The 16,264-nt window shown below is 69.3% G+C and carries 19 protein-coding genes; 18 read left to right on the top strand and 1 reads right to left on the bottom strand.

The genetic code is table 11. The annotated features are described in order from the left end of the window. The first annotated feature begins 34 nt into the window (after nt 1-34). From QIY60_RS04725 to QIY60_RS04780, 12 genes are all read left to right on the top strand, one after another. Nucleotides 35-481 carry a hypothetical protein gene (locus tag QIY60_RS04725; protein ID WP_283141287.1) on the top strand — a complete coding sequence of 149 codons (447 nt, stop codon included), beginning with the start codon at nt 35-37 and terminating at the stop codon, nt 479-481. Nucleotides 482-633: 152 nt separating this feature from the next. After that, the gene (locus QIY60_RS04730) at nt 634-1,164 is read left to right on the top strand and encodes a helix-turn-helix domain-containing protein (RefSeq protein WP_283141288.1); all 531 of its coding nucleotides are present in this window, start codon (nt 634-636) and stop codon (nt 1,162-1,164) included. A 3-nt stretch (nt 1,165-1,167) separates the two neighbouring features. After that, complete coding sequence (locus QIY60_RS04735) at nt 1,168-2,430, top strand: PBSX family phage terminase large subunit (protein WP_283141289.1); 1,263 nt, start codon at nt 1,168-1,170, stop codon at nt 2,428-2,430. Next, nucleotides 2,417-3,889, top strand: coding sequence for a phage portal protein (locus QIY60_RS04740; protein ID WP_283141290.1), 1,473 nt, complete (start codon nt 2,417-2,419; stop codon nt 3,887-3,889). Before QIY60_RS04735 ends, QIY60_RS04740 begins: the two co-directional genes overlap by 14 nt. Nucleotides 3,890-4,565: 676 nt before the next feature. Further along, nucleotides 4,566-6,824 (top strand): phage minor capsid protein, encoded by a 2,259-nt coding sequence (locus QIY60_RS04745; RefSeq protein WP_283141291.1) that lies wholly within the window; start codon nt 4,566-4,568, stop codon nt 6,822-6,824. Between the two features lie 10 nt (nt 6,825-6,834). Beyond that, a complete protein-coding gene (locus tag QIY60_RS04750; RefSeq protein WP_283141292.1) occupies nt 6,835-7,014 on the top strand; it encodes an Rmf/CrpP fold protein in 180 nt (59 codons plus the stop codon). Between the two features lie 106 nt (nt 7,015-7,120). Further along, on the top strand, nt 7,121-7,732 hold the full coding sequence (locus QIY60_RS04755; RefSeq protein WP_283141293.1) for a hypothetical protein: 612 nt from the start codon (nt 7,121-7,123) through the stop codon (nt 7,730-7,732). A gap of 17 nt (nt 7,733-7,749) precedes the next feature. Further along, nucleotides 7,750-8,760: a major capsid protein gene (locus QIY60_RS04760; protein ID WP_283141294.1), complete on the top strand. Its 1,011-nt coding sequence runs from the start codon at nt 7,750-7,752 to the stop codon at nt 8,758-8,760. 10 nt (nt 8,761-8,770) lie between these two features. Next, nucleotides 8,771-8,992 (top strand): hypothetical protein, encoded by a 222-nt coding sequence (locus QIY60_RS04765; RefSeq protein ID WP_283141295.1) that lies wholly within the window; start codon nt 8,771-8,773, stop codon nt 8,990-8,992. A 5-nt stretch (nt 8,993-8,997) separates the two neighbouring features. Beyond that, the gene (locus tag QIY60_RS04770) at nt 8,998-9,387 is read left to right on the top strand and encodes a hypothetical protein (protein WP_283141296.1); all 390 of its coding nucleotides are present in this window, start codon (nt 8,998-9,000) and stop codon (nt 9,385-9,387) included. Beyond that, complete coding sequence (locus QIY60_RS04775; RefSeq protein ID WP_283141297.1) at nt 9,384-9,701, top strand: hypothetical protein; 318 nt, start codon at nt 9,384-9,386, stop codon at nt 9,699-9,701. Before QIY60_RS04770 ends, QIY60_RS04775 begins: the two co-directional genes overlap by 4 nt. Further along, nucleotides 9,698-10,048, top strand: coding sequence for a hypothetical protein (locus QIY60_RS04780; protein ID WP_283141298.1), 351 nt, complete (start codon nt 9,698-9,700; stop codon nt 10,046-10,048). Before QIY60_RS04775 ends, QIY60_RS04780 begins: the two co-directional genes overlap by 4 nt. On the opposite strand, the gene QIY60_RS04785 is transcribed toward QIY60_RS04780, so the two are convergent. Beyond that, complete coding sequence (locus tag QIY60_RS04785; protein ID WP_283141299.1) at nt 10,045-10,329, bottom strand: hypothetical protein; 285 nt, start codon at nt 10,327-10,329, stop codon at nt 10,045-10,047. The two genes, QIY60_RS04780 and QIY60_RS04785, sit on opposite strands and share 4 nt — an antisense overlap. Before the next feature lie 53 nt (nt 10,330-10,382). Here QIY60_RS04785 and QIY60_RS04790 point away from each other — a divergent pair, with 53 nt between their 5' ends. The 6 genes from QIY60_RS04790 (at nt 10,383) to QIY60_RS04815 (ending at nt 16,248) form a co-directional block, all read left to right on the top strand. Further along, nucleotides 10,383-10,829 carry a minor capsid protein gene (locus QIY60_RS04790; protein WP_283141300.1) on the top strand — a complete coding sequence of 149 codons (447 nt, stop codon included), beginning with the start codon at nt 10,383-10,385 and terminating at the stop codon, nt 10,827-10,829. 13 nt (nt 10,830-10,842) lie between these two features. Continuing rightward, nucleotides 10,843-11,304, top strand: a complete 462-nt coding sequence (locus QIY60_RS04795) for a hypothetical protein (protein ID WP_283141301.1) — start codon at nt 10,843-10,845, stop codon at nt 11,302-11,304. Nucleotides 11,305-11,342: 38 nt separating this feature from the next. Continuing rightward, complete coding sequence (locus QIY60_RS04800; protein WP_283141302.1) at nt 11,343-11,789, top strand: hypothetical protein; 447 nt, start codon at nt 11,343-11,345, stop codon at nt 11,787-11,789. A gap of 372 nt (nt 11,790-12,161) precedes the next feature. Beyond that, a complete protein-coding gene (locus QIY60_RS04805) occupies nt 12,162-12,707 on the top strand; it encodes a hypothetical protein (protein WP_283141303.1) in 546 nt (181 codons plus the stop codon). A gap of 257 nt (nt 12,708-12,964) precedes the next feature. Continuing rightward, on the top strand, nt 12,965-15,325 hold the full coding sequence (locus QIY60_RS04810; RefSeq protein WP_283141304.1) for a hypothetical protein: 2,361 nt from the start codon (nt 12,965-12,967) through the stop codon (nt 15,323-15,325). A gap of 11 nt (nt 15,326-15,336) precedes the next feature. Further along, nucleotides 15,337-16,248: a phage tail domain-containing protein gene (locus tag QIY60_RS04815; protein ID WP_283141305.1), complete on the top strand. Its 912-nt coding sequence runs from the start codon at nt 15,337-15,339 to the stop codon at nt 16,246-16,248. The last annotated feature ends 16 nt before the right edge of the window (nt 16,249-16,264 follow it).

A 16,264-nucleotide genomic window follows, 5' to 3' on the forward strand; every position in this document is an offset into this window, starting at 1 on the left:
CCCGACTCACCACAGACGGGAGCAACCCCCGACCATGACTGACACCAACCCTACCCAGCCCAAGACCACCAGCCCGCCGGCCCTCGGCAGCCGTCCTTCCGTACGCGTCGACCACGCCCTCGCCGACGATCTCGCCGTCATCATGAGTACGGGCGGCACGTTCGCTGATGCTGTCCGACAGGCCGTCGGACAGCTCGCCGAGATGTACCGCACGGCTTGGGCACACGCGGTATGCCCGGAGTGCACCGCGCCGACGCTGCTCGCCTACCAACTGCGCCACCCAGCCCCGGCCACGCCCGCGACCAGCGGGTATGACCGGCCGTCGGACAGGTCACCCGCCCGCGCGCCGCGACCGCTCGGCCGTCTGCTCCCCAGTCCGCCGCCCGGCCCGCATCTGCCCACGGCGTACGCCGACACCCTGCTCGGCCGTCCGACGGCCCGGCAGCCGCGACCGGACGCCGAGCGCGCCGCCCGCGCATGAGGCCGCCCGAACCCTCTTGCGCCGTTACCGTTCCGTGACCTAGAGTTGGGCCCGTCTTCGGCGTGCCCGGAAACGGACGCCCTCCCGAACGCCCCGTCGCTCCCCCCAGCGGCGGGGCGTTCGTCATGCCCGCGGCGAGGAGGTGACCGCCCGTGGCTCGCCTTATCGATGACCGCGACCGCGCGCAGGTCCGCCGCCTGCACGCCGAGGGCAAGGCCCGCAACGAGATCGCCCGCGCCATGGGGCGTAGCCCCTCGACCGTGTCGAAGATCGCCGCCGCCCTCGGCCTCAGCTTCGAGCGCGGGCCCGAGGTCGTCGCCGCTACCGAGGCCCGCCGTATCGACCTCGCCGCCCGCCGCGCCCAGCTCGCCGATCAGCTGCACACCGACGCCGAGCGCCTACGGGCGCAGCTGTGGGAGGCGTGCACCGTCGGGGCATTCGGCGGCAAGGACAACGTGTGGTCCGAGACCCACCTCGACCGGCCCACGTTCGGTGATCAACGCCAGATCCTCGCTGCGGCCGGAACGGCGATCGAGAAGTCGCTCAAGCTCGCCCCCGCCGAGGGCGGCGAGGACGCCGCCCAGGTCCGTTCGATGCTCGGCGCCCTCGGCGAGGCATTGACCCGCGCCGCCGACGACGAAGACGAGGACGCCGACGAGGACGGAGGCGCAGCCGGGGGGTGAGCCGTGCTCGATCTCGATCGTCTGCCCCTGTCCCGCAAGCAGCTGCGCAGCATCGGCCGCGCCACGGCCCGTATCAACCTGTGGCACGGCAGCGTGCGCAGCGGCAAGACGGTTGCGAGTTTGCTCGCGTTCGTCATCGCCGTCGCGAAGGCCAGCCCCTCGGGACTGATCATCATCTGTGGCCGGTCACTCCAGACGATCGAACGCAACTGCCTCGAACCGCTGCAAGACGCAGCGTTGTTCGGGCCCCTCGCCCGGCACGTTCAGCACACCCGCGGCGCGACCACGGCGACGATCCTGGGCCGCACCGTGCACCTGATCGGCGCCGCGGACACCCGCGCCGAGGGCCGCCTACGTGGCCTTACCGCGCAGCTCGCGTACTGCGACGAAGCAACCCTGCTGCCGGAAGGGTTCTTCGTTCAGCTGCTCGCCCGCCTCAGTGTTCCCGGAGCGCGCGTCTACGCGACCACGAACCCCGACAGCCCCAGGCACTGGCTCAAGACCGGGTATCTCGACCGCGCCCACGAGCTGAACCTTCGGGCCTGGCATTTCAGGCTTGCCGATAACCCGTCGCTCTCGCCCGCGTACGTCGCCGACCTCGCCGCCGAGTTCGTCGGTCTGTGGCGACGACGGATGATTGACGGTGCATGGGTTGTTGCCGAGGGCGCCATCTACGACATGTGGGACGAGCCACACCACGTCGTGACCGAACTCCCCGACATGCGCCGGCATTGGGCTGGTGTGGATTACGGCACCACCAACCCGTTTGCCGCGCTGCTGCTCGGCGAGGGTGTCGACGACCGCCTGTACGTCGTCGCCGAGTGGCGCCACGACTCCCGCGCCCGGCACCGCAGCATGACCGACGCCCAGTACAGCCAAGCCGTCCGGGCATGGCTCGACGGCCTCGGCATTGCGCCCGAGTGGACGTTTATTGACCCGTCGGCTGCGAGCTTTTCAACGCAGCTGTGGCAGGACGGATATCCGGGCCTCGCGCGCGCGAGCAACGACGTTGCCGACGGAATCCGCAGCGTCTCAAGCCTGCTCGCCGCCGGCCGCCTGCTCGTCCACGAATCATGCGAGGGACTGCTCGGCGAACTCCCCGGTTACAGCTGGGACCCGAAAGCCACCGCGCGCGGCGAGGACGCCCCGTTGAAGGTCGACGACCACTCAGTCGACGCGCTGCGCTACGTCATCCACTCGACCGCGCACGAGTGGCGCCACCAGCTCACCGCGACGCCCAAGGGAGGCGAGAATGTCGCTGCCTGACAACGGCGCCGCGTGGCCCCCGCCGCAGTGGGCCCCGTACTACGACGAGATGCGCGTCGACGACGCGTGGTACAGCGGCGACCCGCGCCGCCTCGCCCGCGTCTACGCCCACCACAAGCGTCCGCCAGAGCGCCGCCGCCTGTGGGGCCGCAAGTCGTTCGAGCACCGAGTCGACCAGCGCCTACACGTCCCGCTGCCGGGCGACATCGCATCGACCAGTGCCGACCTGCTGTTCGCGGACATGCCGACGATCACCGTCGAGGACAGCGCAACACAAACCCGCCTCGACCAGCTGCTCGACGAGGGCCGCGCGCAACAGACGTTCCTCGGCGCCGCCGAGCAGGCCGCCGCCCTGTCCGGAGTGTTCCTGCGGATCACTTGGGACCGCGACCTCACCGACCGCCCGATCCTGTCCGTGATGCAGCCCGACGGGTCGCTGCCCGAGTTCCGGTTCGGCCTGTTGAGGGCCGTGAACTTCTGGCGAGAACTGGACGGTTCGGACGGCGGCACCGTGTGGCGGCACATCGAGCGGCACGAGCCGGGCCGCATCGTGCACGCCCTGTACGAAGGTACGCCCGACAACATCGGCCGCGCCGTCCCGCTGTCCGAGCACCCCGAGACCGCCGATCTGGTCGACTCGCTCGACACCGACGGCGACGGCCAGACGATCAGCACCGGCATCCGCGATCTGACCGCCGCGTACGTCCCGAACATGCTGCCCAACCGGCTGCACCGCAACAGCCCGATCGGGCGCAGCGACTACGCCGCCCCGCTTCACGGCCTGTTCGATGCCCTCGACGAGACGTGGACGAGTTGGATGCGCGACATCCGCCTCGCCCGCGCCCGATTGATCGTCCCCGACGGGTACCTGCGCAACGAAGGCCCCGGCCATGGTGCATCGTTCGACGACGACCGCGAGGTATGGCACTCCCTGAAAATGCCGCCGAACGAGGGCGCCGGCATCACGCTGGCTCAGTTCGAGATCAGGGTCGAGGAGCACCGCGCCACGACCGAGGCCATCACGCGCCAGGCAGCGCAGGCCGCCGGATACAGCCCGCAGAGTTTCGGGCTCGGCAGTGACGGACAGCCCGTCACCGCGACCGAGGTCGACAACCGCGATCAGCGGAGCATGGTCACCCGGAAGAAGAAGGCCGGGTACTGGCGGCACCCGTTGGCCGACATGGTGCACGTGTGGTTGCAGCTGGACGCCGTCCAGTTCGGCAGCCGAATCACGCCTGCACGCCCGCACGTAGAGTTCGGCGACGGCGTCGCCGAGTCGGAACAGTCGACCGCGACCACGCTCGACCTGCTCAACCGCGCAGGTGCCGTCTCCACCTCGACGAAGGTCAAGATCCTTCACCCCGAGTGGGACGACACCTCGGTACAGGCCGAGGTGACAGCAATCCTTGTCGAGACAGGGGCAGCCGCACCTGACTCTATTGGTCGCTATCCGCTGTGATTCTAGAAGCGGATCAATACTTGAGGGCCCGACCCCATCAGGGCCGGGCCCTTTGCTGCCTGATGAAAATTGAGCTATCAGCTACGAGCTATCAGCGCATCGCTGTTACTACTGTTGCTGCGAGACGCTTCTTTGTCATCGGATCGGCAAACTAGGTCAGACCATTTAACCGTTCGAACAACCGGGTATGAACATAGACCTCCGTGTTCGTAGATCCTGTCCGCCAACTCAAAAGCCCTTCCAACCTGGTTGGTGAAGGCGAGGACGGAAGTCAAAGCGAGCATTACAGCGAAAAAAAGCGTGCGAACTCTCCCCTTGCGAGGAGCTACTGCCGTGTCGACGATTAGGTCATCGCGACCACCCCGCCCCCACTCGTTCTTTCGCTTCACATGACCTATAAGCCATGAGACTGCTGCGGGAACCCTCAACGCGTTCTCCTAGCATAGACGGGATGTGCAGTGGGTGCCGCACTCTGGGCCCGCCCATAGTGGGCCCAGAACACGCCGCCCACCCCCGCGCTACGCGCCAGAGAATTAGGCCGCAACAGCTGACGATGGCTGAAACTGCCCTACTAGTTTAGGCCGCTGGGCGCGATATGTGACCAGAGTACGTAAGTTCGAAAGAAGAAAAACCTTTCTTCAAATTGATCAAGGCGACTTCCATCCATGGAGAGGTAATGCCCATCAATCCTGGGATGGTTGAACCCCTTGCTGAGCGCTCCCGCGACCTGTACGCCGCCGCCGAGGAACGGCTACTCGCCATCATCGCCCGCCAGTTGGCCGACGGCCTCGACGCCCCGGGGTGGGCCGAGCGCAAACTCGCCGCAGTCCAACAGGTACGCCGCGCCTCGCAGGGCGTCGTCGACGAGTTGGGCAAGGCTGTGACCCTCGACGTGTTCGAGGTCATCGCCGAGGCGTACAACACCGGACACCGAGCCGCGGTCGCCGAACTCGGCGCCCTGTCCGACGATGCCCGCGCGCTGGTCGACGATGTGACGCCCAATGCGCAGGCTGTGGACAGGCTCGCCGCCGAGACCGTCGACCGCGTCACCTCGACGCACCGCTCGATTCTTCGAGCCGTCGTCGACATGTTCCGGGCCGTCGTCGCCGAGGTCACCGCCACCCCGCTCCTGAGCACCGGCACCCGCCGACAGGCCACACAGGACGCCATGCGCCGATTTGCCGACGCGGGCATTCGGGCGTTCACCGACCGTGCCGGCCGCAGGTGGCAGCTGACCTCTTACGCCGAAATGGCCGTACGCACCAGCGTCGGCCGTGCCGCGACCGAGGCGCACATGCGGGCTCTGTCCGACGCCGGTATCGAGCTGGTCGTCGTGTCCGACGCACCGCGCGAGTGCCCGCTGTGCCGCCCGTGGGAGGGCAAGGTCCTGTCCATCGACGGGCCGGGCGGCGAGCGCACGGTCGAGGTCGAGCACGCCATCGACGACGGCCGCATGATCCCCGTACGCGTCGCCGGAACCCTCGACGAGGCCCGCCTCGCCGGACTCCAACACCCCAACTGCCGACACTCCGTCAGCGCCTACACCCCGGGTCTCCCCCGCGCCGAGCAGGCCGTAAGCGACCCCGCCGGGTACGAGGCCGGACAGCGGCAGCGCGCCATCGAGCGCAAGATCAGGCAGTACAAGCGCCGCGAGGCCGCCGCCGTCACGCCCGAGGCCAAACGCGCCGCCCGCCTCAAGATCCGCCAGTGGCAAGGCGCCATGCGCACGCACCTCGCCGCGCACCCCGACTTGCGCCGCTTGCGCCACCGCGAGCAGCCGGGCGCCTCGAACCTGCCCGAGCCGCGCCGCGAGGCGACGCCCGAGCAGGTCGAGGCCGCTCGCCTGTGGTCGGGCGACGACGCCACGCCGCGCGAGATGGGCGACGACCAGCTCGCCGCCGCCGTAGGGTCCGGCCTGCTCGACGACCAGGCGCGCGCCCGCGTCGAGGCTGAGGCCGACCGCCGCGACCTCGACGATCTGCTCGCCCGCATCACGCCCGGCGGCACCGTCGCCGAGGACCTGACGCAGTTCGGCGACTCCGAGCTCGCCCGCGCGTACCGGCACCTCGACGACGCCGACGCGCTGCGTGTCATGGCGGAGATGGACCGGCGCGACCGCGCGGCCCAGCTTCCGGGCGTGCGCGCCGAACTGGTCGGCTTGTCCGACCACGACCTTGCCGCCCGCGCCCGCAACGCTGACGAGGACACCCTCGCCCTTATCGCCACCGAGGCAGCGCGCCGCGACCTGCTCGCCCGCCTGTTCCCCGGCGGACAGCTGCGCGGCGACCTGTCGGACCTGTCCGACGACGAACTCGCCTGGGCCATGCAGTACGCCACCGACGAGGAGCTGCTCAAAATCGCCGCCGAGCTGGACCGCCGCGACGAGCCCCCGCCCGGCACCCCCGCCGCACCGGGCAGCCCGCCGCCGATCCCACCGCCCGCGGGCACAGGCGACCCCGTCGACGACCTGCTCGCCGACCGCAACACCCTGGCCGCCCTGCTCGATCCCGCCCCGCCGCCGGACGGCTGGGGCTCGCTCGCGGATGACGCCGTGTGGGCCGAACTGGTCGCAGGCGACGAGTCGTTCAAGACGCCGGACGGCGAGGAGCAGCACGAACAGGGCCCGCGCCTGACGCGCGCGCAGGCCCGCGCCCTGTACGACGAGTACGTCTATGACCAGTTCCTGAAGGCAGAGGCGGACTGCAACGGCTACCTGCTCAACAAGAAGGCCACCGCCCAGGGCGTCAATCCCGTCGAGCTGTTCCGCGGGCCCGCGCGCATCGCGTACGCGCGCGCGTCCGACGAGCTCAAGGAGTGGTGGAAGGGCAGCGGCCGGTTGACTCAGGCCGAGTTCATCGAGGCCGCCACCGGCCAGCGCCAACGCTGGTCCGAGGGCGCGCGCAAGAATGAATCCGACCACCAGAACAAGCGGTAAGGGGGCGAGCATGGGGCCGAGAGAGCAGATCGTCGAGGCGATGCTCAAAGGCCGCGAGGCCGGTAAGACCGACGACCGGCCCGTGTGCCCGTACCCCCGTGATTCGCTGCTCCGCCGGGCGTGGATCAAGGGATACGCCGACGCCCGCCGCACGCGCGAGGTCGAGGTCGAGGTCGACCGCGCCGAGTAGCACCCCCACCGACCACACCCCCAGGGGCCCGCCAGGAGCGGGCCCCTTTTGCATGTCCGCACGCGCCCGCCAGGGGCAGGCGCCCATCCGCACCAGGAGTGCACCCATGAGCGACACCCCCGCCGCGCCGCAGGGCGACCCCACCGCGCCGACCACGCAGGACCCGAGCGGCACGCCCGCGCCGACCCCGCCGGTGCCCGCGCCGCAGGGTGAGGACACCGCCGCGACCATTGCCCGCCTCGAATCCGACCTCGCCGCCGCGCGCGCCGAGGCCGGAAAGCAGCGCGTCACGGCCAAGCAGAAGGCCGCTGACGAGGCCCGCGCCCAGCTTGCCCAGGACATCGGCCGCGCTCTCGGCATCATCCCGGACGGCCAGGAGGCCGACCCCGCCCAGCTCACCGCGCAACTCACCGCCTCGCAGGCGCAGGCCCGGCAGACCGCTGTCGAGCTTGCTGTCTACCGCACCGCGCGCGAGGCCGGGGGCGACCCCGACGCCCTGCTCGACTCCCGCCAGTTCGCCGAGGCGCTCGCCGACCTCGACCCGAGCGACTCCGCGGCTGTGCAGGCCGCCGTCGAGACCGCGGTCGCCTCAAACCCCCGCCTCGCCGCACCGGCCGCCCGACCCAACCGCGGCGGAGCCGAGTTCAGCGGGCCGCCGACCGGTGACCGCAAGCCCGCCACGCTGCACGACGCCATTACCGCCGCGCTTGGCAGCTGACCCACAGGAGAATCGTTTTGCCTACTTCGCTCACCGAGGCCCGCAACAATGCTCAGGATGACGTGGATGTCCAGGTCATCGATGAGTTCCGCAAGTCGAGCGACATTCTCGACCGGCTCACCTTCGACAACGTCGTCTCCCCGACGGGCGGCGACACCCTCACGTACGGATACCGGCGCCTGATCAGCCAGCGTGACGCCACGTTCCGCGCGCTCAACACCGAGTACGCCCCGGCCGAGGTCCAGACCCAGCGCTACAGCGTCGACCTTGTGCCGCTCGGCGGCAGTTTCCAGGTTGACCGGGTGATCTCCCGTGTCGGTCCGGCCGCCTCGGGGGCCGTGACGCTGAACATGCAGCAGCTCATCAAGGCGAGCCGCGCGAAGTTCGCCGATGCTGTGATCAACGGTGACAAGGCCGTCGAGACCAACGGCTTTGACGGTCTGTCCAAGATCCTTACCGGTTCGAGCACCGAATACCTTCCGCTCGCCAACGGCGTCACCACGGGTTACGTCGACTGGACCGCGATCAACGACAAGGCCGCGGCCCTCACCGCACAGACCCACATCGACAATTGGCTCGCCGCCATGGATGACACTCCTGATGTGATCTACGGCAACCGCAAGACCCTCGCTCTTTTCAAGCGGATTGCCGCATGGACCGACCAGCTCGACAAGACCACCGATGCGTTCGGCCGCCCGGTCACCGCGTACAACGGGATTCCGCTGCTCGACCTCAAGTCCCGGGCCGGTAGCAATGCCGACGTGATCGGACTGGTCGCCCGCGACCCGGACGGCGCCGGAAGCGGCGGGAACATCACCGGCCTTGGCGACCTGTACGCCATTAGGTACGCCCTTGATGGCTTCCACGCCGCGAGCGTCGGCGGTGGCGCCCCGCTGCTCTCGACGTGGCTTCCGGACTTCTCCAACGCGGGCGCCGTCAAGAGCGGCGAGGTCGAACTCGGCCCGGCGGCCCCGGTCCTCAAGTCCACCAGGGCCGCGGCTGTGTTCCGCAACATCAAGAGCGCGTGAGGGGGTCAAGTTGAGTATCCGCGTACGCATCACCGCGCCCCTTGACGGCTACACCGGCGAGGGCCCCGGCGGACTGGCGTTCGTCGATGGCACCGCCGAGACCAGCGACCCGGCGATCGTCGGGTACTGCCAGGGCGCCGGCTACCGCGTCGAGCCCGTCGAGGCCGCCCCGCCGGACGCCCCGGAGGACAAGCCCGAGGGCCGTCCCGCCGCCGCTCGCAAGAAGGAGTAGCGCCCGTGCGCCGCCTCTACGCCACCCCCGAGCAGTTGTCGGCGTGGACCGGACAGGCCGCCCCGCCGGGCGCCGAGCGCCTCCTCGCCCGTGCGTCCGAGGACATCGACGACGCCCTGTTGACCGCCTGCTATGCGGTCGACGCTGTGGGCGGCCCCACCGACCCGAAGATCGCCGCCGCGCTTGCTGACGCCGTGTGTGCGCAGGTCGAGTACCAGGCCGCCACGGGCGATGACGGCACCGGGGCACAGAGTCGATGGGACAGCGTCAGCATCGGGCCCGTGGCCCTGTCCGGCCGCAGGCAGGCCCCGCCCGGCCCCGGCGAGGTCGATCTCGCCCCGCGTGCCCACCGCGCCCTGACCCGCGCCGGACTGCTCCCGGGGGTGATCTGGTGAACGTCCCTCGCTGGCTGCTCCCGCACCGCGTCACCATCGAGCCGTACCAGGGGGAAGGGGCGTACGGGCCCGTATACGGGCCACCCGTCGCAGACGTTCCGGCGCTGGTCGCCGAGACCGTCCGCACCGTACGCGACCGCGAGGGGCGCGAGGTCACCAGCACCGCGCAGATCATCGCCGAGCCCGGTCTCGACTGCCCGCCTGAGTCCCGCCTCACCCTGCCCGACGGGCGCGCCACGAAGGCGATCAACATCGCCCGCCACACCGCCCCGGGCCTTCCCGTGCCGCAGTCAACGGAGGTGAGTTGCGAATGACGCAGCGCGCCCGGCTTCGCTGGAACGGCGACGCCGTACTACGCGGCACCCGTGCGGGCGCGATCCGCGGTCTGCGGATCGCCGCCGAGCACGTCCTCACCGAGTCCCGCAAGCGCGTGCCGATCGAAGAGGCCACCCTCGAACGGTCCGGCGCCGCGACCGTCGACGAGTCCCGCCTGAGCGCCGCCGTCGCGTACGACACCCCGTACGCAGTGCGCCAGCACGAAGAGCTGAACTACCGCCACGACGCGGGGCGTACGGCGAAGTACCTCGAAGGGCCGTTGACCGAGGAAGCGGGAACAGTCGCCGAGATCATCACTGCCCAGCTAAGACGATCTCTCCGCTAAAGTTCACGCTCCTCGGACTGCCCTTGGAGCTGCGCCTGGTATTGCCCGTCAAGCAGTTCGAAATCTCCCTGCGCTTGTAGCAGCTCGTGGTCAGCCTCCAGGACTTCAACGGGAACACGTGCTATCTCGCCGGTCTGCAAGGGCTCGACTGGCTGACTCGCCAGTTCCTGGACTCGCCGCTCTGCCTTGCTTAGACGTTCTTTCGCAGCAGCATGAGCACGCGCAAGATCCTCGAAGCTGTCGAAATGGCGGAACTGCGGTTGATACTCCTCCGGGGTCACGGTCATCACTCCCTCACCCCTCTTCGAACATAAGCCTCCGCTACCAAAGGTGCGTGTTGATCTACAGGAGCGTGATGCCTGATCTGCTTGACGGCCTCGCCCGCCACCTTTCCGAGCAGAAGCTGCTCTCCTATGACCCCACTGGGACAAACGGCGACTGCTTCATCGAGTCCATGCCGCCCACACCCGATGCCGCGGTCGGTCTGTGGCTGTATGACGGGGGCGCGCAGGACTCACTCAACGCTTATGACCGACGCCGGTTGCAAGTCCGCGTACGCGGCGGATCCGACCCGCGCGCCTCGCGCCGCCGCTGTGAGGCGATCTACAGCGAGCTTCACGGTCTCGCCGGTATCCAGCTCCCCGCCGACGGCCCATGGTTGATCCTCGCCGCCGCGCGCGGCACCCCCGCCCCCATGGGGCCCGACTCCTCCGGCCGGCACGAGCATGTCGTGAACTTCGACCTTGACGTGTCGGCCCCCACCACCCACCGCACCGAATAGGAGGCCGCCCCGTATGGCAAGGCCCATCGACGCGCGAGGCTGGATCTTCGAAGTCGAGGACGGCACCGACCCCGCCGACAAGTGGCTGCCGATCGGCCACCTGAACAGCTGGTCGCGCAACGAGTCCGAGAACGAGGAAACCGCCGACACCACTACCTTTGACTCCGACGGGTATTACGAGCAGGACGTGATGCAGCGCGGCGCCACGATCGAAATCTCGGGCCTGTACGCCGCGGCCAACGGCATTCAGGACCCCGGGCAGAAGTACGTCGACAACGTGTGGACCTACCGGCTCGGCGCCGACTCCCGCAACAAGATGCGCTATCGCCATGTGACCCAGACCAGTTGGACCGTTTGGGAAGCGACCATGTCACCGGGCGAGCAGTCCGGTGACACCAACGACAAGACCAGTTGGGGCGCCACCTTCACCCGCTGCGGCAAGCCGACCACGGCCCCGGTGGTGACGGCCCCGTGACCGATCCCCAGCACGGTGGTGCAGTTGACGACCGGGAAGTGTCCCCCGTACAGGTCGCCGACTTCGATGCGTTCTTCGCCGAGCAGGGCCCGGCCAAGCGGACCGGGGTTCCACTGCGCCTGTTCGGACGCGAGTACCGGCTGCCCGCCACCGTGCCCGCGCTGTTCACCGTCCAGCTTCACCGCGTGCAGCACTCGGCCCGCCCCGAGGACATCCTCGCCCTGCTCGCGACGCTGTTCGGCCCGGATGCCGCCGACGACTTCACCGCCCGCGGCATGGACGACGACCAGCTCGGCGTACTGCTGATCTGGGCGACCGCGAACACCGCCACCCCGGGCTGTATCACCATCGGCGAGGCGGCCAAGCAGTACCAGCAGCGCGAGGACGCCAAGGGAAAAGCCCCCTCGCCCCGGCCCATACAGAATCGTTCCGGCCGCCGGAGCACGGGGCAGGGGAAGCGGCCGAGTTCTGGCAGGCGGTCGTAACGCACTGGGCCGCCATCGAGGCCGACCTCGCCCGCGAATACCACCTCACGGCCCGCGATCTTGCTGCCCTGTCCACGCGGCGCCTGCTCGTCCTGCTCGCCGGCCTGCCCGCCGAGTCAGGGTTCGCCGCGGCTTGGCGCAGGACACCACGGGCCGTGACCGACCCCACCGAAATCGCCCGACTCACCGGCTAGTGCTGCGACCGCGTAGATTCGCCGGGACATCACCTGAACCTCCGCCTTCCCAGAGGTCGCCTCGACTCGTCGGGCTCCTGGACAAGATCCTCTCTGGAGATAGGGTTCGCCGATCGTACGCGGGTATCGATCAGCGCTTCTGGGAACGTCTGAGACCATGGTGGGGGAATCCTTAGCCGTGCCCATTGGCGATGCCCTTGATGGCGGATCTTCCATCGCCACAATGCTGGCCTTAGCGGTCGCGGCTCTTGCATGTTGGTTCGCTCTGCGCAGTGCACGGGCCGCCGAGGAATCGGCGCGTGCAGGCGAACGCAGCGCTCAGGCCGCCGAGGAATCGGCGCGTGCAGGCGAACGCAGCGCTCAGGCCGCCGAGGAATCGGCGACCATCGAACGCGGACGCTGGTCTCACGAGACTGAGGTGCGACAGCGCGCAAAACTTGTGGCGCGATTCGAGCAACAGAGCGGCAGGCGCTTCATGGTGATCGAGAACACCGGAGGCTCTCCCGCAAGACACCTGTTGCTCCAGTTCCCCCTTTCAACCTATCTGGCAATGACCCAAGAGGCCGCCGCAACGGTTCAGATGGCCGTCATCCTGCCGGGACGATCTATCTCTCTCCAATTACACACAAGCATGGGGCCGTTCCCAAATGGCCCAATAAGATTGCACATGTGGTGGGAGGACGACGCTGGCGCACACCAGGACACCGCGCAGCTTCGTATGTGACATCCACCCAGACTTACGGCGGCATTGGGAAGGTGAGACGGGCATTCGCCTCGACCACCAACTCGGCGAACCTGTGCAGTCACCGTACTAGTGTCGCGTGATCCTCTTCGCGTCACTCGCGCTCGTACTGAACATGCTGGTCAGCCCTCTGTGCGACGCCAACTGGAGTGACGGCGACAGGAGCACGAGACACTAGCCCACCTTGGGGGTCATTGATCAACAATTGAACAGCTCAACAACTTCATAGGGGGTGCACGTTGACCCTCACGATTGGTGAACTCACCGGCTATATCAGCCTCGACGACGCTGGCGCCCGCCGCGGTGTCGAGGTGACCGAGGCCGCCCTCCAGGGGTTGCAGCGCGACACCGCCGGGCGGCTGCGCGATATGCGCGGCCGCTACGTCTCGGAGTCCGCGGCCATGGGCCGGGCACTCGGTGACGGGGTGCGGGCCGGGGCCCAGACTGCCGGGCAGGCGTTGACGGATGAGCTGACCGCTGCGGCCGGGGATGCGGGCCAGGCACTCGGCGAAGGTGTCCGGGCCGGGGCGCAGGATGCCGGGCGGGCGCTGGGCGAGGAGGTGGGTGGTGGTGCCGAGAGGGCCGGGCGCTCGCTGAATGTGCTGGGTCCGCTGCTGTCGGCGGTCAAGGTCAGCACGATGCTGCTGGCCGGTGGCGCGGTCGCGGCCGGTGGTGCGCTGGCCGCGGTGCCGCTGGCGGTGATCGGGCTCGGGGCGAAGGTGCTCGCCGAGAACGCGAAGGTCAAATCTGCGTTCTCCGACATGGCCGAGTCGGCCAAGGCCACCGTGCAGAAGGCGGCTCAGCCGCTCGTGGCGCCGTTCGTCCAGGCCGCGCACCAGATCGAAGGAGCGGTCAAGCAGATCGCCCCCAGTCTGGGCGGTCTGTTCGCGGCGGCTGCCCCGATGGTGCAGCCGCTTGTCGCGGGCATCGGCGCCCTGGTGGCGAACGTGCTGCCGGGGCTGGTGTCCGCCCTGCAAGCCTCCCTGCCCGTAGTCGAGGCACTGTCGAGCGGGCTGGGACAGCTCGGTACGGGCGTGGCCGGCCTGTTCCAGGGGCTGAGTACCGGGGCTTCGGGGGCGGCGACGGCGCTGGGCGGCATCTTCAGCGCCCTGTCCGTGATCCTTCCCACCCTGGGGAGCTTCCTCGGCGTGCTGGCTCAGGCCGGCGGGCCGGTGATGTCCGCCCTCATGGGCGTTCTGGCCTCCCTCGTACAGACGCTGCTGGGCTCCTTGGGGCCCGCGCTGGCCAAGCTGGGCCCGCCGCTCGCCCGGCTGATCACGGCATTCGACGAGGGGCTGGCACCCATCGTCAAGGGACTCGGCCCGATCTTCGATGCCGCCGCTGATGTGCTGGCGGCGCTGGTGGATGCGGTGGCCCCGCTGCTGCCGATCGTGGGCAAGCTCGCCGCGTCCCTGCTGCCCGCGCTCACCCCGCTGCTCACGGCGCTCAGTGACGTGATCAAGCGGGCCGCCCCGGTAGTACAGCTGCTGGTGGAGGAACTGGCGAAAGCACTCGCGCCGGTTCTCGCGCAGCTGCCCGCGCTGGTGACGCCCGTTGCCGCGCTGCTGTCGTCGCTCGCACAGACGATCTTCCCGGTGCTGGCACAGCTGGTCGTGGCGCTCGCCCCGAGCATTGCCCAGATCGGGGCCGCGTTCACATCCGTGGTGGTGGCGCTCGCGCCCCTGCTGACGGTGCTGGGACAGCTGATCTCCACAGGGCTTGCGGCGCTCATGCCGCTGTTGACCCCGTTGATCGCTCTCGTGGCCAAGCTCGCCGCGGTCTTCGCTGACCTGCTCGCCGGATACCTCACGAACATTGTCGTCCCGGCCCTGACCATGGTCACGCAGCTGCTCTCCGGTGACTTCTCCGGCGCCTGGACGTCAGCAAAGACCCTCGTCAGCAATGTCGGAACGTTCCTGCGCGACCTGTTCACCAAGCTCGGGGTGTGGGCGCAGCAGGGCATCGACACGGTGGTGCGCTGGGTGAGCGGTCTGCCGGGCCGGTCCATCTCGGCGCTTGCGTCGCTTGGGTCGCTGATGAACCGGGCTGCCACGAACGGGTTTCAGCGGTTCAAGGACGGCGCGGTCGAGCGCAGCGAAGCGCTGCTGACATGGCTGCGCGGACTGCCGCAGATGCTCGCGCGTGCGGTCGGGCACCTGGGCTCGCTCCTGGTGGACGAAGGCAAGAACCTCGTTCGTGGCCTGTGGGAGGGCGTCAAGTCGCTCAGCGGCTGGATCAAGGACAAGCTCAGCTCGTGGGCCAAGGAGATGATCCCCGGGCCCATCCGTAAGGCGCTGGGCATCCACTCGCCCAGTCGCGTGCTGGCACGCGAGGTGGGCCGGTGGATTCCCGCGGGCCTGGTCAAGGGTATCGAGTCCGGCTCGGGTGCGATCGACCGCACCATGCGCAGCCTCGTCACCCCGCCCCCTGTCCCCCCGATTGCGTCGGCCCCCGCACGCGCGGGCGCCTACGGCACGTCGCTCGCCACCGCTGCACCGGGCGGCGCGGTCGTGCACGTCGAGCATTGGCACGCCGCCGAGCACGGCACCCCTGATGACACCGCCCGCGCGCTGGCGTGGCTGGCCAAGACAAGGGGGTGAGGGGGGTGTTCGTGGCTGGCTCGCTCCTCACCCGCCCCGGACAAGCCCAGTACGGCGACCTGCTGCTCGGCGCAGACACCCCGTATCGGTGGCGCGCTCTGACCGGCTGGGAAGACCTTCCGCCCCTCGACTCCGGCAGCGTGCCCCGCAGCACCGCCCACGGCGCGCTCCCCGGCTCCCTGCTCGCGCAGCCGCGCACGATCAGCTTTGACGGCCTGGTCGTGCGCGCACCGAACAGCACGATCGGCGCGGTCGTCGGCGCGCTCAATGCCGCGACCGTGCCCGTCGAGGAAGAACGCCCCCTCGTGGTGTGGCTGGATGAGCGCGGCCCACTGCTCGCCTACGCACGCGCCACCCGCCGGGCGATCCCCACCACCCTCGGTTACGCCCTGGGAACGATCACCGGCGGTGCGCTGGAATTCGTCGCCTCCGACCCCCTGCGCTATGAGCTCGTCGAGCAGATCGCCAGGGCGACACTGCCCCTCGACGAGCCGGGGCTCGACTGGCACGGCGAGACCGGTCTCGACTGGCACAGCGAGAACGGCCGCGACGCCAGCCTCGACTTCGGAACCCCCGGCAGCACCGGCAACCTCACCGCGTACAACGCCGGTTCAGCCCCGGCCCATCCCATCGTGGAGTTCCGTGGGCCGGTATCCCTGCCGAGCGTGACCGACCTCGCTACCGGCGCCAGCCTCGAATACGACCTCGACCTCGCTGCGGACGACCTTTTGAGCGTCGACACCGGCGAGGGCACCGTCACCCTCAACCGCACCGCGAGCCGCCTGCACACCGCGACGGCCCGCTCGATGCCCGAGCAGTTGTTCGCCCTGCTCCCCGGCACCACGGATCTTGCGTTCCGAGCCGCGCCCGGATCATCCCCCGCCGCATCCATCGCCGTCCGGTGGCGCTCGGCCCACTGGTAAAGGAAGGAGTCCACTG

The sequence above is a fragment of the Streptomyces sp. BPTC-684 genome, from assembly GCF_030028635.1.
GTDB lineage: Bacteria > Actinomycetota > Actinomycetes > Streptomycetales > Streptomycetaceae > Streptomyces > Streptomyces noboritoensis.

What these genes read in the sequence shown, in the direction of transcription:
- QIY60_RS04795 (WP_283141301.1), top strand. Translation starts at nt 10,843, where the DNA reads ATGGCAAGGCCCATCGACGCGCGAGGCTGGATCTTCGAAGTCGAGGAC.
- QIY60_RS04755 (WP_283141293.1), top strand. Translation starts at nt 7,121, where the DNA reads ATGAGCGACACCCCCGCCGCGCCGCAGGGCGACCCCACCGCGCCGACC.
- QIY60_RS04780 (WP_283141298.1), top strand. Translation starts at nt 9,698, where the DNA reads ATGACGCAGCGCGCCCGGCTTCGCTGGAACGGCGACGCCGTACTACGC.
- QIY60_RS04740 (WP_283141290.1), top strand. Translation starts at nt 2,417, where the DNA reads ATGTCGCTGCCTGACAACGGCGCCGCGTGGCCCCCGCCGCAGTGGGCC.
- QIY60_RS04750 (WP_283141292.1), top strand. Translation starts at nt 6,835, where the DNA reads ATGGGGCCGAGAGAGCAGATCGTCGAGGCGATGCTCAAAGGCCGCGAG.
- QIY60_RS04725 (WP_283141287.1), top strand. Translation starts at nt 35, where the DNA reads ATGACTGACACCAACCCTACCCAGCCCAAGACCACCAGCCCGCCGGCC.
- QIY60_RS04745 (WP_283141291.1), top strand. Translation starts at nt 4,566, where the DNA reads ATGCCCATCAATCCTGGGATGGTTGAACCCCTTGCTGAGCGCTCCCGC.